This window comes from Glutamicibacter sp. MNS18 (assembly GCF_026107515.2).
In the GTDB taxonomy this organism is placed as follows: domain Bacteria; phylum Actinomycetota; class Actinomycetes; order Actinomycetales; family Micrococcaceae; genus Glutamicibacter.
On sequence record NZ_JAPCHW010000007.1, the window covers coordinates 128877 to 152425 of the forward strand.

A 23549-nucleotide genomic window follows, 5' to 3' on the forward strand; every position below is an offset into this window, starting at 1 on the left:
AGGCCTGGTGTGAGTTCCCTGATAACCGGGAATATTGTCAGCGGCTCGCACCGTTGAAGTCCAGAGGGCCATGTACTTAGCGGTATGCTTACTAAGTCCTATCCACTTTCGTACTTCCGAAGGCAGTGGACGATTTCAACTACGTGATGAGGTTTATTCATTCATGGGCAAGATCTTAACGATCCATGGTGGTGTGCCACTGACTGGCACCGTACGCGTCGGCGGAGCCAAGAACCTGGTTCCCAAGGCCATGGTTGCCGCACTGCTGGGAAACACCCCTTCGGTTCTGCGCAACGTACCTGAAATCAAGGACGTCTCGGTGGTCCGCAGCCTGCTTGAGCTTCATGGCGTCACGGTCACCCGCGACCGGGAGACCGGCGATCTGACCATGGATCCCTCGGAAGCCAAGACGGCATCCAATCGCGCCATCGATGCTCACGCCGGGGATTCACGGATCCCGATCCTCTTCTGCGGTCCGCTGATCCATTCCATCGGCCAGGCCTTCATCCCGGACCTGGGTGGCTGCCGGATCGGTGACCGCCCCATTGACTTCCACCTGGACGTCCTGCGCGAATTCGGTGCCGAGGTGCACAAGGGTGAGGAGGGTATCCGGATCTCCGCCCCCAACGGGCTGACCGGTGCCAAACTGGATTTGCCGTACCCCTCGGTGGGAACCACCGAGCAGGTGCTACTCTCGGCAGTGCGCGCCCGCGGTGTCACCGAGGTACGCAACGCCGCCATCGAGCCGGAAATCCTCGACTTGATCGCCCTGCTGCAGAAGATGGGCGCCATCATCTCTGTGCACCGCGACCGCATCATCCGCATCCAAGGAGTCGAGTCGCTACGCGGCTACGACCACGTGGCACTGCCGGACCGCAACGAAGCCGCATCCTGGGCCTCGGCCGCACTGGTCACCAAGGGCGACATTTTCGTCGAAGATGCCCAGCAGCGCGATTTGACCGCGTTCCTACACGTGTACCGCCAGATCGGTGGCGAGTTCGAGGTCAAGCACAACGGCATCCGTTTCTACCATCCGGGCGGCGAACTGAACCCGCTGATCCTGGAAACGGATGTGCACCCGGGTTTCATGACTGACTGGCAGCAGCCTTTGGTCGTGGCCCTGACCCAGGCCACCGGTGTCTCGGTGATCCACGAAACCGTATACGAGAACCGCTTCGGTTTCACCGAGGCGCTCAAGCGCATGGGCGCGACCGTCCAGGTGCACACCGACTGCCTGGGTTCCACACCCTGCCGCTTTGGCCACCGCAACTTCAAGCACTCGGCCGTCATCGTGGGCCCGGTGGAACTCAAGGGCGCCAATATCGACATCCCCGACCTGCGTGGCGGGTTCTCCCACCTGATCGCCGCTCTGGCCGCCGAAGGCACCAGCACCGTGACGGGAATCGAGATCATCAACCGTGGCTACGAACATTTCACCGAGAAGCTCCGTAAACTCGGCGCAAATGTGGAACTTAGCGAGTAAAGGGGAAGCGGTTCGTGGCTGAGAGTGCCAACCAACAGGAAACCCGGAAGACCAAGACGGTTTTCGCGGTCTTGGCCGGCATTGTCCGTCCAGCCATGAATGCCCTGATCGGCAAGACCTGGAAGGGTTTCGAATCCTTGCCCGAAGGCGGGTTTATCCTCTGTGTTAACCACACCACCAAGATCGACCCGCTTGTTGTCGGCCATGCGCTGTACAGCCATGGGCGGTTGCCGCGGTGGCTTGCCAAGGAATCGCTGTTCACCGCCCCGGTGATCGGATGGGTCATGAAGTCCACAGGCCAAGTGCCGGTGGCACGCAAGAGCAGTTCGGCAGGGGAATCCCTGCTGGCCGCCAAGCAGGTGCTCGATGCCGGGGGAGTCATCGTCATCTACCCGGAAGGCACCCTGACCCGCGAGCCCAACCTCTGGCCCATGAAGGGACACACCGGAGCCGCCCGCCTTGCGCTGCAAACCGGTGCACCCGTGGTTCCGTTGGCCCACTGGGGTGACCAGGAGCTGTTGCCCCGCTACGGCAAGAAGCTGAGCCTCTTCCCACGCAAACACGTGGTGGTCTCCGTCGGTCAGGAGGTGGACCTGGACGACCTGCGCGGCGGACCACGGACCCGCAGCATCCTGCAGGAGGCCACCGACCGAATTATGGGACGCATCACCGGGCTACAGGCGGAACTTCGTGGTGAGACACCGCCGGCATCCTTCTGGGATCCGGCTGAGCATGGTCAGGCTGCCACCGGGTCACGTTACGAGACCAAAAAGCCAACGACAGATGATAAGAACAAGCCAGCCTAAGGGGACATCTCTGTGACGAAAACCTTGCCTCGAAAGATCGCCATCATGGGTGCCGGAAGCTGGGGCACGACATTCGCCAAGGTGATAGCTGACGCGGTCGCGGACCTGGACATTTCCGTGATGATCTGGGCCCGACGTGCAGAGGCCGCCGCCGAGATCAACGAACGGCACACGAACTCCCGGTACCTGCGAGATACCAAACTCCCTGCCAGCATCAGTGCCTCGGATGACAAGGTCGCAGTGCTCACCGGAGCCGATCTGGTGGTTCTGGCGATCCCCGCACAGTCACTGCGGCAGGAACTGGCCGAGTTTGTCCCCCTTCTTGAACCCGATGCCGTCCTGCTTTCGCTCATGAAGGGACTGGAGCGGGGCACGGATTTGCGCATGAGTGAAGTCATTGCGGATGTCACGCTATTTGCCTCTGAGCAGATAGCCGTACTTTCGGGACCCAACCTGGCCATGGAAATCGCCCGTGAACAGCCCACAGCGTCGGTGGTTGCCTGCACGAACGAGGAAACCTCTGCATGGATTGCCCGGCTCTGCTCGGCACCGTATTTCCGTCCGTATACTAATGATGATGTCCTCGGAGTTGAACTCGGGGGAATCGTCAAGAACGTCATTGCCTTGGCTGTGGGCATGTGTGACGGAATGGGATTCGGCGACAACACCAAATCCTCCGTCATCACCCGCGGACTGGCCGAAACGACCCGGCTGGTTCTGGCGCTCGGCGGCCGGATGGATACCCTGGCGGGGCTCTCCGGACTGGGTGACCTGGTGGCTACCTGTTCGTCCTCCTTGTCGCGAAACAACACCGCAGGACGGTTGCTAGGCCAGGGGCTGTTCCTTGAGGAAGTTAATGACCGTATGTCCCAGACAGCGGAGGGCATTAAATCGGCCCGGGCCGTACTCGACCTGGCCACCACCCATGGAGTGGAAATGCCGATTACAGAAGCCGTGGTCATGGTCCTCGAAGGTACTCTCAGTGTGGAAAACATGGCCAAGCGTCTACTCTCACGAGAACTGAAAGCCGAAGGGGAGCTGCAAGCATGAGCCAGGAAACACCAACCAAACCACGGGTCGCATTACTCTTCGGCGGTCGTTCTTCCGAACATCCCGTTTCCTGTGTCACCGCAGGCGGGGTCATCCAGGCCATCGACCCCGAGCGATTCGAAGTGATCCCTGTGGGGATCACCCGCGAGGGGGATTGGACCCTAGTTGAGGACGATCCCCGTCAGTGGAGCCTGAACGGTGGTCAGATACCCGAGATCAAGGAAGTCACCACCCCGGTGGCGCTGTCCAGCCACGGACAACAGACGCGCCTGATCGCCCGAGACGGAGAGAAGATCGTGGATCTCGGTCAGATCGATGTGGTCTTCCCGTTGCTGCATGGTCCCTTTGGCGAAGACGGATCCATCCAGGGACTGCTGGAAATCAGCGGCGTCCCCTACGTTGGGTCCGGCATTGCCGCCAGCGCCGTGGGCATGGACAAGCATTTCATGAAGGTAGTTTTCGCGGCGGCCGGATTTGCCGTTGGACCCTACACGGTGATCAGCAACAAGGAATGGCTCCGTGACCCCGAAGGGAGTATGTCCCAGTGCGAGTCATTGGAATACCCGTTGTTCGTCAAACCTGCGCGGGCCGGTTCCTCGGTGGGGATCACCAAGGTCGATTCACCTTCCGAACTGCGCGCAGCGATCGAGGTTGCGCGGGCCGAAGACCCCAAGGTCATTGTGGAGCAAGGGATCGAAGGCCGGGAAATCGAGTGCGGTGTGCTCGAAGGAAACGGAGCCAGCGAAGCGAAGGCCTCGCTGCCTGGCGAAATCGCCGTGGAAGGCACCGATAACGCCTTCTATGATTTCCAGGCCAAGTACGTTGACGGTGCGGCCGCGAAACTCAGCTGCCCCGCGGCCCTGAGCGATGAAGCGATCAGTACCGTGCGGGAGCTGGCGGTCAAGGCCTTTGACGCGGTGAACGCCGAGGGGCTTTCGCGGGTCGATTTCTTCTACACGCCCAATGGCGACTGGGTGATCAACGAGATCAACACCATGCCCGGCTTCACCCCATCGAGCATGTATCCGCACATGTGGCAAAAGACCGGCATTGACTACCACGAGTTGATCGAGAGCCTCATCGGGCTGGCGCTGGAACGTCCCACGGGATTGCGCTAAGCGGCTTGAAGAACACCAGGTCTGGGCCGGGCCGGGAAACCGACCCAGCCCAGACTTGGCTTTTTTGGTACTTCTACAAATCCATGGACTTGTCGTAGGACACGCACTCACGTTCGGCCGGGATCTTGGACGCCGCGTCACTGAGCGATGCGATCACCGTGCTTGAGGGGATGACCTGCGGATCCAACAGCACTTCGGTCGCCGGATTGCGGCCATAGGTGGTCAGTGTCCACACGCCGTCCTCACCCTCACGGGCAATCCAATCCACCCCGTTCACGGACACACAGGGGTCCGTAGTGGGGCCGGGTACCTCGACTCCGCACCGGAGAACCACTTCTGCGGGGCTACCCCAGGCAGCCGTCGCCTGGGAGCTTGTCGGCTGTTTTTCCACATCGCCGATGACTTCCGGAAGCAGGACCATCATGTTCGCGCATAGCGGGTTGGCCGCGTCGTCGGCAGCCTCCACCGAGATGATCGATTGGCAACCGGTTAATATGGTGGTCACCGTCACTATGCCGACCAGCAAACCTGCGTGTTTACTGGAACTTGAGACTCGTCTTGGTAACGGTTTACCGGGAAAACTGAAATTGACCACCTAATCAGCGTACCTTTCATTTCTGAAAGCTAAGATGTAGTGAGTCAAAAGTGTGAAAGGTTGCATATGTCCCAGGGATACACCGAGGTCGACGGACCCGTACGACCGCGCAAGAAGAAACGCCGCGGTCTGGCAGTTCTCCTAACCGTCCTCGTTCTCTTTCTTGTGGCCGGACTGGTCGCGGGGATGTATATCTGGAATCTGGGTCGAACCTTCGACGATAATTCCCAGCGCCTGCCGGACGCGTTTCCGGCCGAGGAAACCAGGCCGGAGGTCAAGGAGGAATCCAAGGACGCGGTGAACATCCTGCTACTGGGAAGTGACACCCGAGCCACACGTGATGAAGACGAGGATGCGGACGGTTTCGCAACCCTGCCTAACGGCGGACGCTCGGACACGATGATGTTGGTGCACATCCCTGCCGATCGCGATGGCATCTACGTCACCTCGATCATGCGCGATACCTGGCTGGACATACCGGGCGTTGGCACCGCCAAGATCAACCGCGCTTTCGCCAGCGGTGGTGTGCCCAAGGCCGTGGAGACCCTTGAAGGGCTGTTCGGGGTCCGAATCAACCACGTCGCCTCCATCGACTTCGAGGGATTCAAGGGACTAACCGACGCCGTAGGCGGTGTCACCATCAACAACCCCAACGCCTTCCGGCCGGTGCACAACAAGAGCTACTACTTCCCGCAAGGAACCCAGACCCTGGATGGGGACCAGGCATTGGCCTTTGTACGTGAACGCAAGGCGTTCCCGGGAAGCGATTACCAGCGTGTGAAGAACCAGCAGCTTTTCGTCAAGGCCCTGCTGGGACAGATCATTTCCCGTGACACGCTGACCAGCCCGACAAAGGTCTCCAATGTCGTCAGCGAGATGTCACCGTTCATTGCCGTGGACGAATCACTGAAGGCTTCGACCATTGTCAAGCTGGCCAGTGGAATGCTGGACGTGCGCTCAGATGACATGACCTTCTTCACGCTGCCCAACAAGGGCCCCGGACGCTCGGCCGACGGGCAATCGATCGTGATTCCCGATATGGATGTCATCAACAAGTTCGGAACGGCGTTGCAGGAAGATAAGGTGGATGAGTTCGTTGCCACCACCGACCTGTCGCGTTGACCCAGAAAGCCTGATTCCCCATGAGCCACAAACTCGATACCTCCGGACGCGCCATTTCCAGATGGCTGGACCGGAGCGTTAAGAGTCTGGGCAACCATTCGGATCGGCTTAATGCAATCAACGTCTTTCCCGTGGCGGATGGCGATACCGGAAGCAACCTTTACCTGACAGCCCGGGCTGGCCATGACGCGGTCTCGGAACTGGAAAGCCCGGATGTCGGCGGCTATCTTGAGGTGGCCGCTCGAGCGGCCATGGAATCCGCCCGGGGTAATTCCGGTACGCTGCTAGCCGTGTTTCTCAGCGGCCTGTCCGAGCCGCTGGCCGGTGACGAGCGTCTAACCGCCCCGGGCCTGGCCGCCGGCTTGGAACGGGCCAAGGTGCGGGCCTGGTCGGCGTTGAGCGATCCGGTGGATGGGACCATGCTCTCGGTGATTAACGCGGCAGCGCTGGCGGCCCGGACCACCATGATGCATCTGAAGCAGGACCCCGAAAGCCGTGCGGCCCTGGATACCCTGCTGACCCAGGTGGCGCAGGCCTCCAAGCTGGCCGTGCAGGGGACCGAGAACGAATTGCCGAGCCTGGCCGCTGCCGGTGTGGTGGATGCCGGTGCTGTGGGCATGCTGATCCTCATTGACGAATTGTGTGCCGCCATCCGCGGATCCGACGCCAGCTTCGAAAGCTACGAGAACTTCCACGGATACAACATCCAGGACCCGCACGTACACCTGGATGTGCAAAACGCCGAAGGTGTCGAGGTCATGTGCACCGTGACCCTGGATGCCTTGGGGGCGGCCACGCTGCGTGGCCAACTCGACTCGGTGGGCGACTCGGTGATCATGTCTCCGGTCAACCAGCACGGCGAAACCTACCGGTGGCGTGTCCATGTGCACGTACCGGAGGCGGATCATGCCCTGACGCTGATCCGCAAGCTTGCCGATCCGGTGAACCTGTCCGTCACGGACCTGTGCCAAGATGATGTCTGAGACCCACACCTCGCTACTGGCCAGTGAACTGGGTCCGGTGGTGGGCACCAATAACGCCAAGGCGTTGGAAAAGGCCTTTGGCTACACCACCGTCGAGGAGTTCCTGCACCACTTTCCACGCCGGTATGTGGAGGTCGGGGAACTGACCCCGATTGCCGAACTGCCCTATGACGAGCATGTGACCATCGTGGCCAGGGTGGTGAACACCAGCCAACGGCAAATGCATTCACGCAAGGGTTTCATTTTCGAAGTCACCGTCAGCGACGAACTCGATGCCAGCGGCCAGGAACTGCGGATGACCTTCTTCAACGGCTACCAGGCACGCAGCGAACTGCAACATGACACCGTGGCCATGTTTTCCGGAAAAGTCAGCTGGTACCAGGACCACCTGCAGTTGAGCCAGCCCGAGTACGCGATCCTCGACGAGGCCGCGCAGGCCGACCCGCGCCCGATTCCCATCTACCCTGCCTCGGCGAAAATGCCGAACAAGAAGATCCGTGACTTGATGAACCTGCTGATGGATCAGGTGCGGGAGACCGACGTGCCCGAATTCATTCCCGCTGCCCTCTTGCGGCTTCACGGTTACCCCACACGCTTCGCCGCTTTTAATGACCGTCACCGTCCCAAGCAGGTGGCCGACGGCTATCGTGCACGCAACCGCTTCGCCTATGAGGAAGCGCTGCTCCTGGTGCTGTCGCTGGCCGAGCGCAGTGCCGCCATGGGGCGGCAGCTGGCAGTGGCCCGTCCCTCGATCCCAGGGGGACTGGCGGATCAGTTCGATGAGCGGTTGCCCTTCGAACTGACCGAGGAACAGCTTCTGGTCGGCCAGGAAATCAGCAGCGATCTATCCACCCCGCATCCGATGCACCGGTTGCTGCAAGGTGAGGTCGGCTCGGGTAAGACCGTGGTGGCCTTGCGCGCCATCCTGCAGGTCATCGATTCCGGTGGACAGGCGGCCCTGCTGGCACCCACGGAGGTCCTGGCGACCCAGCATTTCGAATCGATCCGCAGCATGCTCGGACCCCTGGCGGAACCCGGCCTATTCGGGGAAGGCAACGGGACCGGGGTGGCCCTGCTCACCGGTTCGGCCAAGACCGCCCAACGCAAGGAGGCGCTACTGGGCATCGCCAGTGGCCAAACAGGGCTGATTATCGGCACCCACGCGCTCTTGGGCGACCAGGTGCAATTCGCGGATCTGGGACTGGTGGTAATTGATGAGCAACACCGGTTCGGTGTCGAGCAACGCGATGCGCTGCGTGCCAAGGCCAACAACACGGTTCCCCACACCCTGGTCATGACCGCCACCCCGATACCCCGGACCGTGGCGATGACCGTCTTCGGAGACCTGGAGATCTCCACCATCAGGCGCATGCCCTTTGGCCGGGCACCGATCACGACCCATCTGGTCCCCATGCAACTGCCCGGATACCAGCAGCGGTTATTCCAGCGCATGGCCGAGGAAGTGTCCAAGGGACACCAGGTCTACGTGGTGTGCCCGCGGATCACCGACTCGCAAACCGAACCGGGCAGCCTTGGCGTAACAGCCGAAGGCAGCGGCAACGATCCGATGAGCGTGGAAGCCATGTTCGAATTGGTCAACTCGATTCCGCTGTTCAACGACATCCGTGTTGAAGCACTGCATTCGCAACTGCCAACCGAGGACAAACACGCGATCATGGAGGAGTTCTCCTCCGGGGAAGTGGACATCCTGATCTCCACCACCGTGATCGAGGTCGGTGTCGACGTGCATAACGCTACGCTCATGGTGATCATTGATGCCGAGAATTTCGGCATCTCGCAACTCCACCAGTTGCGAGGACGCGTGGGTCGTGGCGGCCTGCCTGGAACCTGCTTGCTCACCACCTGGCTGGATGCCGACCATCCCTCGGTCAATCGGCTGCGCACCGTGGAGGGAAGCACCGATGGATTCGAACTGGCCGAAGCCGACCTTGCCGAGCGCAAGGAAGGCAATATCCTTGGCGTGCAACAGTCGGGCAGCCGCTCCTCACTGAGGGTACTCAGCGTCATGAAGGACCAGAAAATCATCGAACGGGCCCGGAAGGATGTTGGGCAACTGACATCGGCCGCCGGATGGCGCGAATCATATCCGCTGCTTGCCGTCACACTGGGTACCTGGGTCGACGAGGCGACCCGTGAATTCCTGGACAAGAACTAGCACCACATTCATTGCCTACGAAGAGAAGAACCCCATGAGTCGAATTATTGCCGGTGCGGCCGGTGGATTGACCCTGAAATCCGTGCCCGGGGATGCCACCAGGCCCACCACGGATCGGGTCAAGGAAGCTCTGTTCTCACGTCTGGAAAGCTGGAATGTGCTGAACTCGGCCCGCGTATTGGACCTCTTCGCCGGTTCCGGTGCACTGGGCCTGGAATCGGCAAGCCGCGGAGCCAGAAGCGTGCTGTTGGTGGAGAAAGCGCCCAAGGCGGTGACGGTGTGCCAGCACAACGCAGCGGCGGTCAACCGGGCCTTGAAGTCCCAAACGGTCCAAGTACAGCGCGGTAGCGTGGACAGCGTGCTGGAGAGCTTCTTCAACCACGTGACCGGCAACCCCAGCAAGACCTTCGACGTGGTATTCCTTGATCCGCCCTACCCGCTAACCGAATCCGAGCTCGAACTGACCCTGCAAAAAGTCTCGCGTGTCCTGGCCGAGGACGCCACGGTGATCGTGGAACGCTCCAGCCGTTCCGGTGAGCCGCTGTGGCCACAGGATCTGGTGGTCATTGCGGATAAGAAATACGGCGAAACACACCTATGGTTTGCCGAACCCGTCCAGGTCCAGACCGGCCCTGACCTCTGAGGGGTGGGGCCCTGCCGTCTGGCAGGCGGCCACCAGTTCGGGCTCTATCAGTGCGTTGGTTGCGGTGAGCACCAGGTTTCCCGGGAACTTCCGGCTGAACATTTCCGGGGGCGCGCTCAGGGCCACGAAAGCGAAGTGCTCCCGGGCCGCGTCCACCTGCCTGTCGGTGAACCTCAGCGGTGGGTCATCACCAACGTTCACAAACAACGTTCCCTTCGGTGTGAGCCTGCTGGCAAGCAGGGCATAGTAGTCGGGGGTGGTCAGGTGTTCCGGTGCGTCGTCCCCGGTAAAGATGTCCAGGATGATCGCATCGAACTGCTGATCAGACAGCTGGTCTTCCAATACCGTCCTGGCGTCGGCCACAATCGGGCGCAGCCTGGTGCCGGCAGGCAGCGGCAGGTTCTCCAGTACGAAATCCATCAGTTCGCGTTCAATGTCCACGGCCACCTGTTCACTGCCCGGGTACTTCACCTGCGCCCAACGCGCCAGGGTCAGCGCACCTGCACCCAGATGCAGGAAGCGCAGCGGCTCATGCCGGGGGTGGAGAACCGCCAGGTGATTGGCAATCCGAGCCAGGTATTCGTAAAAGACCTGGCCCTGGTTCGCAATGTTCACATGCGATTGCTCCGCTCCTCCAATGGAGAGTATTTTGGCTCCTTCGATGAACATGTCATCCTCGATCACCGCATGGGCCTGGATCCCGCCAAGCCAGCGTTGGGCCGTAGTCGCCACCGGCTACACCAGCTTTCCGGATAGTCCGTGCAGGCGCTCGATAGCTTGCCCAAGGACCTCGGGCTTTTTGCAGAAGGCGAACCGCAGCAGCGAGGCGGTCCTGGCTTGCCCTTCCTCGTGGCAGAAGACCGAGAGCGGAATGGCCGCGACACCCGCGCTGGCCGGCAGCATCCGGGCCACCTGGACGGCATCGGTGAACCCCAGCGGGGCAACATCCGCGATGAGGAAATAGGTCCCCGCCGGGCGCATGACGTCCATCCCAGCCTGTTCCAGCCCATCAGCCAGTAAGCCTCCACGACGTCCCAGATCGGCGGCGAAGCCGGTGTAGAACTCGTCCGGTAGGGCCAGCGCCTGGGCCACCGCCTTTTGGAAGGCCGGTCCCGAGGAATAGCTGAGAAACTGCTTGACGGTACGTACCGCGGTGATCAGTTCTTCCGGTCCGGTGGCCCAGCCCACCTTCCAGCCCGTGAAGGAGAACGACTTGCCCGCCGAAGAGATGGTGATGGTTCTTTCGTAACCACCTGGTAGCTGGGCAATCGGGATATGGGAAACCCCGAAGGTCAGGTGTTCGTACACCTCGTCGGAAATGATCAGGCAGTCATGGCGATGGGCCAACTCGATAATTCTTTGCAGTACATCCACGCCGAACACCGCTCCGGTCGGATTATGCGGGTTGTTCAGGATGATCAGCTTCGTGTTGTCATTGACCACCGATGACAACTGATCGAGATCGGGTTGGAACTCCGGGGCGTTGAGCGGCACCACACGGTGCACCGCGTTGGCCAGTGAAATCATCGCACCGTAGGAATCGTAATAGGGCTCAAAGGTCACGACCTCATCCCCGCTGTTGGCAAAGGCCAGCACTGCAGCGGCGATGGCCTCGGTGGCACCGGTGGTGACGACCGTCTGCGTGTCGGGATCGACCTGCAACCCGTAGAACAGAGACTGGTGGGTTGAGATGGCCTGACGCAGTGCCGGAATGCCGCCGCCGGGGGCGTACTGGTTGTCGCCAGAGGCAATGGCCTGGATGGCCAGGTCGCGAATATGTTCGGGTCCCTCGGTGTCGGGAAAACCCTGCCCCAGGTTGATGGCCTCGTGTTCAATCGCCAAGCCCGTGATTTCCTCGAAAATGGTCCGTCCCAGCTCTCCATCGGGGCCGATCAGGTTTGCTCCATGAGCGGTTCGAAGCCAGGGGGTCTCTACAGTCGTCATGTCACCATTATGGTGTCCATGCCGAGATTCCTGCGGTGTACACGGCGAACATTGTTACAGCTACCCGTGTTGTCCATCTCCGCGACTTCCCGTGTTCTTGATAGATTCAATACATGCGTAGAGCTGTATGCCCAGGATCCTTTGATCCCATTCACAACGGACACGTTGAAATCATTGCCCGCGCGGCAAGCCTTTTTGATGAGGTGATCATTGCCGTCTCTACCAACTACTCGAAAAAGTACCTCTTCAGCGAGGAGGAACGGGTGGCCATGGTTGAGGAGACGCTGGGCGGCCTGCGCGGGGTGAGCGCCGTGGCCATGGGCCAAGGACTGCTGGCCGATTTCTGCAAGGACCACGGTGCCGAGGCCATCGTCAAGGGGCTGCGCAGTACGGTCGACTACGCCTACGAAATACCCATGGCCACCATGAATCGACACTTGACCGGGGTGGAGACAGTGTTTCTTCAAGCTGATACCCGTTATACTCATTTGTCATCGTCACTATTAAAAGAGGTTTCCGCTTTGGGTGGGGATGTCGCTGAGTATTTTCCTCGTGCTGTCATGAAGAGAATCGACAAGCTCTAAGCTGAAGCAGGAAACACTCTTCCCTAGCGGGGCACCACCCAAGAAGAGGCGCTCCAGAACGTCGAATGGTAGGTCTAATCCACAAATGTCATCATCACCTCGCGTCACCAAGGCCGTTATCCCGGCAGCCGGTTTAGGCACACGCTTCCTGCCAGCCACCAAGGCCATGCCCAAGGAAATGCTCCCCGTTGTGGATAAACCTGCCATCCAGTACGTAGTCGCCGAAGCAGTGAACGCAGGACTTACCGATGTCTTGATGATCACCGGGCGCAGCAAGCGCGCCTTGGAAGACCACTTCGACCGGGTCCCTGCCCTGGAACACAACCTGATGGCCAAGGGAGACGAAAAAAAGCTTCGAAGCATTCAGGAAGCCACCGAGCTCGGTGATATCCACTACGTTCGCCAGTCAGACCCCAAGGGTCTGGGGCATGCGGTGCTGTGCGCCAAGCAGCATGTGGGGAATCAGCCCTTTGCCGTCCTGCTGGGCGACGACCTGATCGATGAGCGTGACGAGCTGCTGAGCACCATGATCGCGGTTCAGGAACGTACCGGGGGTTCGGTCATCGCCCTGATGGAGGTCGAGCCGGAGAACATCAGCGCCTACGGCTGCGCCGACGTGGCCGCAGTTAACGGTGTCGACTTTGTCCGTGTGAACGGACTGGTGGAAAAGCCAGCCGTTGACGAAGCTCCCAGTAACCTGGCAGTGATCGGCCGCTACCTGTTGCATCCGCGGGTATTCGATGTCCTGGAGCACACCGAGCCCGGACGTGGCAACGAAATCCAGCTCACGGACGCACTGCAGGAACTGGCCACGGCAGACGGTGAGGGCGCGGGGGTACATGCCGTGGTCTTCCGCGGACGACGCTACGATACAGGCGACAAGCTCAGCTATTTGCAGGCCATCATCACCCTGGCAGTGGAGCATGAGGAACTCGGCGATCGACTCAAGCCCTGGCTCAGCGAATTCACCGCTTCCCTGGACAAATAAGACATTGACAGGCTACTCAGCGTAATCACATTTACGTTGGGTAGCCTTTTCATTTGCCGTGGCGAAAAACGGAACCAACACCGGTGTGCTGCAGGCGAGATGGGGCGGAGGATAGAACCATGAGTACTGACAGGCAGCGTGAGCCCAGCGAATTCACTTCGCGCAGCGCGCGCTACGGTGCGCAACGCCGCCGCAAGCGCAGGATCCAGGCCGTGATCCTTTCAGCCGTTGCCGTGGTTCTTGTCGCGGCATTGGGCGCTGGATACTACGTCTTCAGCCTGACCAACAAGTTCAATACCCAATCCAAAACCGTCTCACTGGCCATGACACCGGAACAGGAACGAGCCCGGCCAGTCAAGGACCCGGATGACGGTTCGATGAACATCCTGCTGCTGGGCGTGGATCACAGTGACGAAGCGGATCAGGGTGCCGACTCCTTGACCGAAGCAGCCGGCCAGCGAAGCGATTCGATGATGCTGGTGCACATCCCGGAAGCCCGGGATGAAGTGTTCATCATGTCCATCGTGCGGGACACGTGGATCGAAATCCCCGGGTACGGGATGAACAAGCTTAACGCTGCGGTTGCCCTGGGCGGTGTCCCCTTGCTGATGCAGACCATCGAAGGCACTTTCGATACCAAGATTGATCACGTGGCCATGATCGACTTCGAGGGGTTTCGGGAATTGAGTACCGCCCTCGGGGGAGTCGAGGTGGATAACGACTTCGCGTTTACGGCACATGGTACGGAGTATTTCTACCCCCAGGGTCGAATAGTCCTTGAAGGAGACCGTGCCCTACGTTTCGTCCGGGAACGCAAGTCGTTCACCGATGGCGACTACCAACGTGTGCGGAACCAGCGGAAATTCATTGCAGCCGCCGTTGATCAATTGTTGGCCCCCGGGACACTGACCAATCCGGCCAAGGTGTACTCGCTGGTTGACACGGTCTCGCCGTATCTCACCTTTGACGAATCACTGGATGCCGCGACCATCGTCGGCCTTGGCATGCAGTTGAAGAACGTCTCGGCCGAGAACCTGGTCATGTTCACCATGCCCACGGCCGGAAGTGCCACCAGTGCGGACGGGCAATCCATCGAACTGGCCAGCGAGCTGGCTGTGGCCCAAATCGGCTCGGCGCTGCAAAACGATACAATGGCTGACTACCTAGAGCAAAATCCACCACCCGACTAAAGGCTCTATGGGACATTGCGAGATGATTCACCAAGTCTCCCGTCGGAGCTTGACGAGTGATTTCGGAAGAATCAACTAGACTTTGAGCTGTCCCGACAGACCACACTTTCTAATTTTGTGCACCACCAGAGGAATTCATAAGTCATGACAGTTGCCAAGATCGCCGAAGAACACGGCCTGCACCGTGTCGGCGCGCGTCCGTCATTGGGCGACTATCTGAAGCAAACCTGGGAACGCAGGACCTTCATCTACGAGCTGGCCAAGGCCCGTGTGCAGTCCCAGAACCAGCGCAACCGCCTGGGCATGATCTGGGTAGTGCTCAAGCCGACCCTCAATGCCCTGATGTATGGGTTCGTGTTCGGGATCCTGCAAGGTGACCGGAGACCTGAGAACTTCCCGGTGTTCGTGGTCATCGGTGTGTTCCTCTTCGAGTTTTTCTCCACCTCCATGAACGGAGGAGCCAAATCAATCACCGGGAATACCTCGCTGGTCCAATCCCTGGCTTTTCCGCGGTTGACCCTGCCGGTGGCCCAGATCACACAGAACGTGCTGACTCTCATGCCGATGGTCGTGGTGATGTTCATCTACGCGATGATTCTGGGCACCTGGCCCACCTGGTCTTGGCTTTTGATCATCCCGCTCATCGCGGTGTTCACCGTGTTCAATATGGGTGTTGCCCTGGTCTGCGCCCGGATTACCGTGCATATTCGTGACTTTACCCAGATCCTGCCGCTGATCAGTCGTGTGCTCTTCTACACCTCCGGTGTTTTGTTCAGCGTTGACCGGATCTTGGGGATGTGGCCGTGGATGGTGACGGTATTCGATTTCCACCCGATCTACCAGACTCTGAGCATTGCGCGAGGCGTGATCATGGATACCGAGCCCTATGATCCGATGGGTTGGGTCGTGGTTTCCGTATGGGCCATACTCCTGCTGATTTTCGGCATGGTGTACTTCTGGAAGGCAGAGGAGCGTTACGGTCGTGCCAATTAGTTTTGAGGATTTGATCAATCCGAACCTCCACCCCGAATACGAGCCGGAGCCGATATTCAGTGACGACACCTCGTTTATCGACATTGTCGAACCGGCACAGCAGGTCACCCCCGAACTGCAGATCGACCCTTCGCGTAATCCCGTCGTGATCGTTGACGATCTCCACGTGAAATACCAGGTCTACTCATCGGGCAAGGCCGCCGGCAATGCCGGAGCCAGACGCCTGCTGCAGTCCAAGGTCAAGGGCATGCGTACGGTGCATGCACTGAAAGGGATTTCGTTCGTAGCCTACGAGAACGAATCGATCGGTGTGATCGGGTCGAACGGCTCCGGAAAATCCACGCTGCTACGCGCCGTGACCGGCCTGACCCCTCCGTCCGACGGGGCCGTTTATGCCAGGTCACGCCCCAGTCTGTTGGGTGTGGGCGCAGCGCTGATCCCGGATCTTTCCGGCGACAAGAACATTACCCTGGGCGGACTGGCTCTGGGATATAACCGTGCCCAAGTCGAGAATATGCGCCAGGACATCACCACCTTTGCCGAACTTGAGGAATTCATCGACCTGCCGATGCGCACTTATTCCTCCGGTATGAGTGCGCGTTTGAAATTCGCAATTGCCGCTTCCAAGCAACATGACATCCTCATCGTTGACGAAGCGCTTGCGGTGGGCGATGCCAGATTCCGCAAAAGGTCCGAAGCCAAGATCCGTGAGATCCGCGAAAACGCCGGTACGGTATTCCTCGTGTCCCACTCCATGAAATCCATCAGGGATACCTGCAACCGGGTCATCTGGATTGAAAAGGGTGTCCAAAAAATGGACGGGGATCCGAACACCGTCATCAAGGCCTACGAGAAATTCAAGAAATAATACATGACTGAACTACCCGGCGTGTCATATGTCATGCCCGTACTCAACGAATCCGCGTACCTTGAAGAAGCGGTGTCATCCATCCTGAACCAGGATTATCCCGGGCAGAAGGAACTGGTGCTGGCCTTGGGGCCAAGTACCGATGACACCAATGACGTAGCCCGGCGCCTGGCCGAAAAGGATGAACGCATCATCCTCGTGGATAACCCCAAGGGACGGACACCTAGCGCCTTGAACCTGGCGGTTGAAGCGTCCACGATGCCGGTGATCGCCCGGGTTGATGCACATAGCGAGCTTCCCCGGAACTACACCAAACGAGGTGTGGAGACACTGTATCGGGTCGGAGCCTATGACGTGGGTGGGCTGATGGACGCCCGCGGACGCACCCCCTTGCAGCGGGCTATTGCGGCGGCATACAACTCACCATTCGGCTTCGGTGGAGCCGCCTACCACTCCGGCGCACCCGAAGGGCCGGCCGAGTCCGCGTACCTGGGGATTTTCCGTCGCGAGGTTTTCGAGGACATCGGGATGTATGACGAATCCATGTGGCGGGCCCAGGATTGGGAGCTGTGCCATCGGATCCGCTCCGCCGGGCACAAGGTCTGGTTCGATCCCGAGCTGAAGGTCGGGTACTACCCCCGAGAGACATTCAGCGCGCTGGCCGCACAGTCCTTTGCCTCCGGGACCTGGCGCGCCGAAATCGCCCGCCGGTATTCCAATGGCCAATCACTGCGCCATGCGCTGCCACCCTTGATGGTCGCCGGGGTGACGGCAGGATCCATTGCTGCGATCGTTGCCTCCTTCGTTAATGGGACACGAAACCCTGTGGCCAAGCGTGCGCTGGCGGCACTATCGCTGGCGCCGGCCCTCTATGGCGCCTTCGTGGCCGTCGCCGGCCTAAAGAGCAACGCCTCGACACTGAAGGAGAAAGCACTCACTGCGGCCGTGTTCCCCTCGATCCACTTCCCCTGGGCCATCGGCTACATTCGCGGCCGGGTGTTCGGCGCCCAGGGAACCGTGGACAAGGGCAGGGTCAAATAATATGAGCGTGGATCGGCCCAAGAACCCCACACTGGATCAACTGCGCGAAATCTGCCAACCGCCTGAAGTCCGTGCGCGCCGCAACGCCGAACACTGGACCGCCGAGTTGTACCTGCGGCACATCTCCATCTACCTCACCTCGATCCTGGTGCGGACCAGGATCAGCGCCAACGGCGTGACCGGATTGATGATTCTCTCGGGTTGGTTGATGTCGCTGGCACTGTTGATCCCCGGGATCTGGGGTCCGCTGCTTGCGGTGTTCTTCTCCCAGCTGCAGCTCTACTTCGACTGTTCGGATGGTGAAGTGGCCCGCTGGCGCGGTACCCAGTCACCCAAGGGCATCTTCATCGACATGGTGGGACACCACACCACCGAGGCGTTGATCCCGATCGCACTGGGGTACCGGGTGTTCATGGAACTGTCCGGTGATGCCTCGACGGAATCCCAGGCTTGGCCAACGCTGTTCATGGCGGCCTGTCTTTCGGTGCTGCTGGTGCTCAACCGTTCGCAGTCGCTCATGGTTCACGCGGCACGCGGCATGGCCGGGTTGGGCAAACTTCCGGACACCGCTGCCGCGCGTTCGGTACCCACCACTTCCCTGGTGGGACGACTGCGTTCGTTGGCCCGGTTCCTGCCCTTCCACAAGTTGCTGCACGCGGTCGAGCTGGGCCTGGTCATTCTGGCATGTGCCGTGGTTTCGGCGATCTTGGGTACCCCCGGAATTGCCGAGAAGTGGATGATCTGGATCTTGCTGCCGGCTACCGTGCTGGTGAATATCGGCCACTTCCTGTCCTCCATGGCCTCATCGCGCCTGAAGTAACCCAAGATCAGTTCAGCTACCAAGGGACCAGCAGCATGACACCTGAAAGCAAACCCACCGTCGGGGTTGTGGTACTCACCATGGGGACACGTCCCGCCGAGTTGCGTCGCGCCCTGGACTCGCTGCTGGCACAGGAAGGCGTAACCGTTGACGCGGTGGTGGTCGGAAACGGTTGGGATCCGGTGGATATCCCTTCGCCGATTCGAACCCACTTCCTGCCCGAGAACCTGGGAATCCCCGCGGGACGCAATGCCGGTGTCCCACACGTCAGCGGTGAGTACCTCTGTTTCCTGGATGACGATTCGTGGTTCCTAGACACCGATTTCCTGATCAGCGCCATCCAAAGGTTCAATCGGTATCCGAAGATGGGGTTGCTGCAGCCCAGGATTACCGACCCGTATCGAGACGACGACCCAACAAGGTGGATCCCGCGGTTGAACAAGAGGACCGCTACCGAACCCAGCAAGGTCTTCCATGTGGGGGAGACCTGCCTGGTCATGCCCCGGAAGGTCTTCGACCAGACCGGTGGGTGGGCTGGTGGATTCTGGTACGCACATGAGGGAATCGAGTTGGCCTGGCGGGTCTGGGATACCGGAAATTATGTCTGGTATGCCGGCGACATGCGTATCGGGCATCCGGTCGTCGATCCACGCCGGCACGATGAGTTCTATCGCCTTAACGCACGTAACCGGGTCTGGCTCGCTCGACGGAACCTGCCCGCACCCCTGCGCTGGATCTATTCGGTGAATTGGATGTTGGTTGAATGCCTACGTTTGCGGCGGAACAAGTCGGCCGTACAACAGTACCTTTCGGGATGGCGAGCCGGTTGGAAAGGTAGCCCGTGGTATCAGACACCACGCCAAAAAATCAGTTGGCGAACTGTTGGGCGTATGGGGTTAGCCGGACGTCCACCGGTTCTCTGATTTAGCGTTATTTGCTACATCCACTAAATTAGTACTGTTACAAAGACTTCGGAGGTTTACGCATTGAAAACGGTTCTCACCTACGGAACATTCGACCTTTTCCACATCGGGCACCTGAATATCCTGAAGCGGCTGAAGGAAAAGGGCGATCGACTGATTGTCGGTGTTTCAACTGATGAATTCAATGCCATAAAGGGCAAGAAGCCAGTAGTGCCTTTCGACCAGCGCATCGAGATCGTGCGCGCCATCCAATATGTCGACGAAGCGATCCCGGAGGACAATTGGGAACAGAAGCGCCTGGACATTGCCAAGTACGGGGCCAACGTCTTCGGAATCGGTGAGGACTGGAAAGGCAAATTCGATGACCTCGGCGACGAAGTAGAAGTTGTCTACCTGCCAAGAACCAGTGGGATTTCGACCACCGAGATGAAACGGATCCTCAGTGCATTCGACGAACGCCATGTCGCGTCGCTCAAGGACACCTTGGACACCCTGAGCCAGATCGTCAAGGAACTGAGCTAGGACAAAAGACGCGGACTTTTCCGTCACCCCAGCCGGTCAGCCCGGGTATACGATGGCAGATGCCGCCGGCACTCTGTGGCGTCGGCTTCATAAACCCTAGAGAGTCCCTAGTAGTCCCCTAGGGAGTCCCTAGAAGTCTCGGTGTCGGCGCGGGAAAGACGCCATCTTCCCGGTTGGACAGCGTACTATCAGGTTGTTGTGTGGTCGTAAGTGGCCGGATCATGGGGATACAACGGGAAAAGTTTAGGTGGTTGGACGTGTTTGAAGGATGGCGGGGTCGACTGGGGCGTGCAGTCCCGGACCAGTTGCTTCGCAGGCACCTGTCCTCAAAGCTCAGGGCGATGGACAGCAGCAAGGGGCAGTTAACGATCAGGGAGCTGAGGGAACGGAATCTCGAAGGCTCCACGGCAATCGCCCGAACCCTGGGACTGACATTTACCGAAGACCCAAACAGCTCCACTTCATGCGTCAGCCAGGACGATTGGCCAAGTTTCCGCCGCGAATTGCAACGCGCCGGGTATGCCTGTGACCGTATCCAGGAGCAGCACTCCTATGCCGCAGGATCCGCGTGGAGCATTTCGCACACCGCCGACTCGGGCTTTCGGGGGGCAGGCGCGCTCTGGCAAGTTTTTCCAGGCACTTTGATCCCTTGCGCTGATGCGCAGGACTTCGTCGGCACAATTGACGTGGTCTACACATGGGTGGACTCCTCGGATCCCAAATGGGCTGCAGACTATCGGTATGCCCGTGAACAAGCCGGTCGCCCGGTAGACGAGAGCTCCACGGATATGGCCCGCTTCACTTCGCGTGACGAGTTGCTCTTCTCCTTGAGGTCCCTGGAAATGAACCTGCCCTGGGTCAACCACGTTTACCTGGTAACGGCCGGTCAGAAGCCGGCGTGGCTCGCTGAATCCCACCCCAAGCTAACGCTTGTGGATCACCGCGAGATTTTCACCGATCCTAACGAATGTCTGCCAACCTTTAATTCCCATGCCATCGAATCGCAATTGGTCAACATTCCGGGTTTGAACGAAAACTTCATCTACGTCAATGATGATGTGTTTTTTGGCCGGTACCTGTTTCCGAATACGTTCTACGGGCCTGCTGGTCAAGCCAAGTACTGTCTGGCAACGGGTCACTTCGCCAGTGCGGCGAACCAGGAGCTTCCGGTGAACCGCGCCGCGGCAAATAACCGCGAGCTGGTGGTTGAACGGTTCGGACGAACTACCTCACGTAAGTTCCAGCATGTTGCCCATCCACAACGCATGCAGGTCCTTCAAGGAATCCAGAAGCTGTATCCCGAGCGTTTAGCCCAGATCGCACGCCAGCGATTCCGCTCTGACACCGATTTGTCCATCCCTTCCTCTTTGGCCCATCAATTCGCAGCCCGCTTGGGCCTGGGATTTCCCAATAAAGTCAACTACCAGTATGTGGACATAGGTTCGGACTCTTTTTACCTCGACATGCTGCGCCTTGCCCGCAATCCGGGACTGGACATGTTTTGCCTCAACGAGGTGCTCAAGGTGGATGACGAGTTAAACCGTGGCCCCATCGTCCGCGACCTTCTTGAATCCAAGTTTCCGGTCAAATCCTCCTTCGAAAAGTAGCACGTTGAGCGCGAACTCCACCGCCTGTGGAGACCTGGGGAGCCGGTATTTTTAAAGGGAAGGTTCGGTAGATGACCGCGACGATTTCAAGTGAGAAGCCGCTTCTGTCCATAGTTTCAGCTGTCTTCAATGTGGAACGGTATTTGCAGCGATACCTGGACTCTCTCGATGACCAAGAAGTCGATCGCCACCTCTTCGAGACCATCTTCGTTCTTGATGGATCAACGGACGGATCGGAAGAGATCATCGAGGCCTGGGGGCGGGACACCACAGTGCGCCACCGGATTTTATCCAAGACCAACGGTGGACAAGCTTCGGCACGAAACCTGGGCATGACGGTAGCGACGGGCGGATGGGTGACATTCTGCGACCCGGATGATTTCTTGGCTACGAACTACGTGAGCGAACTCTGTGACACGATAAGAACAAGCGGAGAAACACCGCCGTCGATGTATGTCACACGTTTGGTCAAATACGTTGAGTCATCCGGGAAGTTCTCCTCCAAGCACCCATTGAACTACCGTTTTCGCAGTGGAAGCAGGACAGTTCACCTGAGGGCCGAACCCGGGTACTTTCACATGCACGGTCCCACGGCCGTCGTGAAGCGAGAGCATCTTTTGCGGTTGTCCCTGAATTTTAATGAGGAACTTCGTTTCAACTTCGAAGATGCCCACTTCGTGGCCAAGTACCTCCTGGGTCACGATGATCCGACCATTTCTTTCGTGACGAAAGCCAAGTATTTCTACCGCATCCGTGCCACCAATGATTCAGCGGTTCAGTCCGGTTCTCGTCGACCGGAAAAATACGACCAAGTCCTCGAGCACGGGCACTTGGAACTGATTGAGACTTTGGTCCGGGATAATCGTCCTATGCCCAGATGGCTCGAATTCATGCTGATCTATGACCTATTGACCTATGTGCGCGCAGGGATGAAACCCCGTGAGGTGCGGGTGAACCTCGAAGCTGCGGCAGAGCAGCGGTTCCACTTCCTCATGGAAAGAATCATGGAGGGGATTTCGGCCGAAGCCATTGGCAGCTACGACCTTCCCCGAATGACTGATGTGTTACGAGACGCCCTGTCTTTCGGATACAAGGGATCGTCTCCATCGGATTCTGGGTCTGCTGTGTTGCTGCGCAGGGATGTGGACCGCGGTCTTACTCTCGTCCGATACCCGGGCAACAGTGATGGTCCTGGGCGTACACTCGCGATTGGCGATAACGAGTACCGGGCGGAATTCGCAAATTCGTTGCCGATCAGGGTGTTTGGGCGCGAATTATTCAGGTACCACTATCTTTGGGTCGGAGGATACGATGAGAAGAATCCGATGACAGCGGTGCACGATGGATCACTGGCAATCAGGCAAGGCGCAGTACTCGACAATGAAGATGCAGAGCTGTGGCTATTCATGGATTCCCCCGGCTGGGCTGGCGGGCATGCCGAGGCCATGTACTGGTATTCGAGGCATCATTCGGCAATTCCCACACGGTTTGTGCTCCTGCCTGACTCGCCGGATTGGGAGCGACTGTCGGCACTAGGCGCAGAGCTGATCGAGTACGGCTCGTCGACCTATCGCTTGGCGCTGGATACTGCCGGACTTGTCGCCACCACGACAACGGAATGCCTGCCGAACCTTGACAAGAACCCGCAAAACGAAGTCCCGGGCGGACCAAACTACGTGTTTCTGACTCCCATCTACACAGCAGAAGAGCGGCACGTCGAGCTACATAACAAAACTGTTGATCTTGTCTTCGCGGCGACCACGCAGGATTTGCAGGAAATACTCCAAGCCGGATCCGCGTACCGATTTACCCGCAAGGAACTGGTGTGCCTTGAAACGTCGGGATACCGGGCCATTTACTTGGCCGTCGCTGAGGGCCCACGATGGCTATCGAAGCGCAGTACCAGTCCCTGGTTGGATTCGGGACTTCCTGCCATCACCGTGCGGCAGGTCTACCGCGCGATGCTCGGGTTGCATCGCATCAGGGATCCACGTGAGCAACTGTGGCGCCGGATTCGGGGATCGCGACCGATGGGCGGACCCGAGGTACACAAGAAGTCGTCGGTTAGGGGTTAAAGTGGGCACTGTGATTCG

22 protein-coding genes are annotated in these 23549 nt (G+C 59.2%); 19 read left to right on the plus strand and 3 right to left on the minus strand.

What is annotated here, in order from left to right:
• Positions 1 to 163 precede the first annotated feature (163 nt).
• From murA to OK351_RS11850, 4 genes are read left to right on the plus strand one after another with little or no spacing between them, the layout of a single operon-like run.
• Entirely contained in the window at positions 164 to 1483 is a 1320-nt protein-coding gene (gene murA, locus OK351_RS11835; RefSeq protein WP_265159140.1) for a UDP-N-acetylglucosamine 1-carboxyvinyltransferase, read from the plus strand.
• A gap of 14 nt (positions 1484 to 1497) precedes the next feature.
• Positions 1498 to 2289, plus strand: a complete 792-nt coding sequence (locus OK351_RS11840) for a lysophospholipid acyltransferase family protein (RefSeq protein ID WP_265159143.1) — start codon at positions 1498 to 1500, stop codon at positions 2287 to 2289.
• 45 nt (positions 2290 to 2334) lie between these two features.
• Complete coding sequence (locus tag OK351_RS11845; RefSeq protein ID WP_371931436.1) at positions 2335 to 3339, plus strand: NAD(P)H-dependent glycerol-3-phosphate dehydrogenase; 1005 nt, start codon at positions 2335 to 2337, stop codon at positions 3337 to 3339.
• Complete coding sequence (locus tag OK351_RS11850) at positions 3336 to 4457, plus strand: D-alanine--D-alanine ligase family protein (RefSeq protein ID WP_265159147.1); 1122 nt, start codon at positions 3336 to 3338, stop codon at positions 4455 to 4457. Before OK351_RS11845 ends, OK351_RS11850 begins: the two co-directional genes overlap by 4 nt.
• A 73-nt stretch (positions 4458 to 4530) precedes the next feature.
• Here the strand turns inward: OK351_RS11850 and OK351_RS11855 are convergent, their stop codons facing one another.
• Positions 4531 to 5052, minus strand: coding sequence for a DUF3515 domain-containing protein (locus OK351_RS11855; RefSeq protein WP_371931429.1), 522 nt, complete (start codon positions 5050 to 5052; stop codon positions 4531 to 4533).
• Positions 5053 to 5118: 66 nt separating this feature from the next.
• Here OK351_RS11855 and OK351_RS11860 point away from each other — a divergent pair, with 66 nt between their 5' ends.
• Genes OK351_RS11860 through rsmD form a run of 4 tightly spaced genes read left to right on the plus strand, consistent with a single transcriptional unit; the run spans position 5119 to position 9976 of the window.
• Positions 5119 to 6174 carry an LCP family protein gene (locus OK351_RS11860; RefSeq protein ID WP_265159151.1) on the plus strand — a complete coding sequence of 352 codons (1056 nt, stop codon included), beginning with the start codon at positions 5119 to 5121 and terminating at the stop codon, positions 6172 to 6174.
• 20 nt (positions 6175 to 6194) lie between these two features.
• Entirely contained in the window at positions 6195 to 7157 is a 963-nt protein-coding gene (locus tag OK351_RS11865; protein ID WP_265159153.1) for a DAK2 domain-containing protein, read from the plus strand.
• Positions 7147 to 9333 carry an ATP-dependent DNA helicase RecG gene (locus OK351_RS11870; protein WP_265159155.1) on the plus strand — a complete coding sequence of 729 codons (2187 nt, stop codon included), beginning with the start codon at positions 7147 to 7149 and terminating at the stop codon, positions 9331 to 9333. Before OK351_RS11865 ends, OK351_RS11870 begins: the two co-directional genes overlap by 11 nt.
• Positions 9334 to 9367: 34 nt before the next feature.
• Positions 9368 to 9976 (plus strand): 16S rRNA (guanine(966)-N(2))-methyltransferase RsmD, encoded by a 609-nt coding sequence (gene rsmD, locus OK351_RS11875; protein WP_265159157.1) that lies wholly within the window; start codon positions 9368 to 9370, stop codon positions 9974 to 9976.
• Here the strand turns inward: rsmD and OK351_RS11880 are convergent.
• The gene (locus tag OK351_RS11880; protein ID WP_265159159.1) at positions 9929 to 10708 is read right to left on the minus strand and encodes a spermidine synthase; all 780 of its coding nucleotides are present in this window, start codon (positions 10706 to 10708) and stop codon (positions 9929 to 9931) included. The two genes, rsmD and OK351_RS11880, sit on opposite strands and share 48 nt — an antisense overlap.
• 3 nt (positions 10709 to 10711) lie before the next feature.
• Entirely contained in the window at positions 10712 to 11920 is a 1209-nt protein-coding gene (locus OK351_RS11885) for an aminotransferase class I/II-fold pyridoxal phosphate-dependent enzyme (RefSeq protein ID WP_265159161.1), read from the minus strand.
• A gap of 113 nt (positions 11921 to 12033) precedes the next feature.
• Between OK351_RS11885 and coaD the strand changes: the two genes are divergently transcribed.
• From coaD to OK351_RS11940, 11 genes are all read left to right on the plus strand, one after another.
• Positions 12034 to 12504: a pantetheine-phosphate adenylyltransferase gene (gene coaD, locus OK351_RS11890; RefSeq protein ID WP_265159163.1), complete on the plus strand. Its 471-nt coding sequence runs from the start codon at positions 12034 to 12036 to the stop codon at positions 12502 to 12504.
• Between the two features lie 85 nt (positions 12505 to 12589).
• Complete coding sequence (galU, locus tag OK351_RS11895; RefSeq protein ID WP_265159165.1) at positions 12590 to 13492, plus strand: UTP--glucose-1-phosphate uridylyltransferase GalU; 903 nt, start codon at positions 12590 to 12592, stop codon at positions 13490 to 13492.
• Positions 13493 to 13611: 119 nt separating this feature from the next.
• Positions 13612 to 14682, plus strand: coding sequence for an LCP family protein (locus tag OK351_RS11900; RefSeq protein ID WP_265159167.1), 1071 nt, complete (start codon positions 13612 to 13614; stop codon positions 14680 to 14682).
• 144 nt (positions 14683 to 14826) lie between these two features.
• A complete protein-coding gene (locus OK351_RS11905) occupies positions 14827 to 15675 on the plus strand; it encodes an ABC transporter permease (RefSeq protein WP_265159169.1) in 849 nt (282 codons plus the stop codon).
• An 82-nt stretch (positions 15676 to 15757) separates the two neighbouring features.
• Complete coding sequence (locus OK351_RS11910; protein ID WP_371931437.1) at positions 15758 to 16543, plus strand: ABC transporter ATP-binding protein; 786 nt, start codon at positions 15758 to 15760, stop codon at positions 16541 to 16543.
• Positions 16544 to 16546: 3 nt separating this feature from the next.
• Positions 16547 to 17584: a glycosyltransferase family 2 protein gene (locus tag OK351_RS11915; protein WP_265159173.1), complete on the plus strand. Its 1038-nt coding sequence runs from the start codon at positions 16547 to 16549 to the stop codon at positions 17582 to 17584.
• A 1-nt stretch (position 17585) separates the two neighbouring features.
• Positions 17586 to 18404, plus strand: coding sequence for a CDP-alcohol phosphatidyltransferase family protein (locus OK351_RS11920; RefSeq protein WP_265159175.1), 819 nt, complete (start codon positions 17586 to 17588; stop codon positions 18402 to 18404).
• Positions 18405 to 18439: 35 nt separating this feature from the next.
• Positions 18440 to 19327, plus strand: coding sequence for a glycosyltransferase family 2 protein (locus OK351_RS11925; protein ID WP_265159177.1), 888 nt, complete (start codon positions 18440 to 18442; stop codon positions 19325 to 19327).
• Between the two features lie 63 nt (positions 19328 to 19390).
• A complete protein-coding gene (locus tag OK351_RS11930; protein WP_265159179.1) occupies positions 19391 to 19849 on the plus strand; it encodes an FAD synthase family protein in 459 nt (152 codons plus the stop codon).
• A gap of 341 nt (positions 19850 to 20190) precedes the next feature.
• Positions 20191 to 21456, plus strand: a complete 1266-nt coding sequence (locus tag OK351_RS11935) for a stealth family protein (RefSeq protein WP_265159181.1) — start codon at positions 20191 to 20193, stop codon at positions 21454 to 21456.
• 71 nt (positions 21457 to 21527) lie between these two features.
• Positions 21528 to 23531, plus strand: coding sequence for a glycosyltransferase family 2 protein (locus OK351_RS11940; RefSeq protein ID WP_265159183.1), 2004 nt, complete (start codon positions 21528 to 21530; stop codon positions 23529 to 23531).
• Positions 23532 to 23549 lie beyond the last annotated feature (18 nt).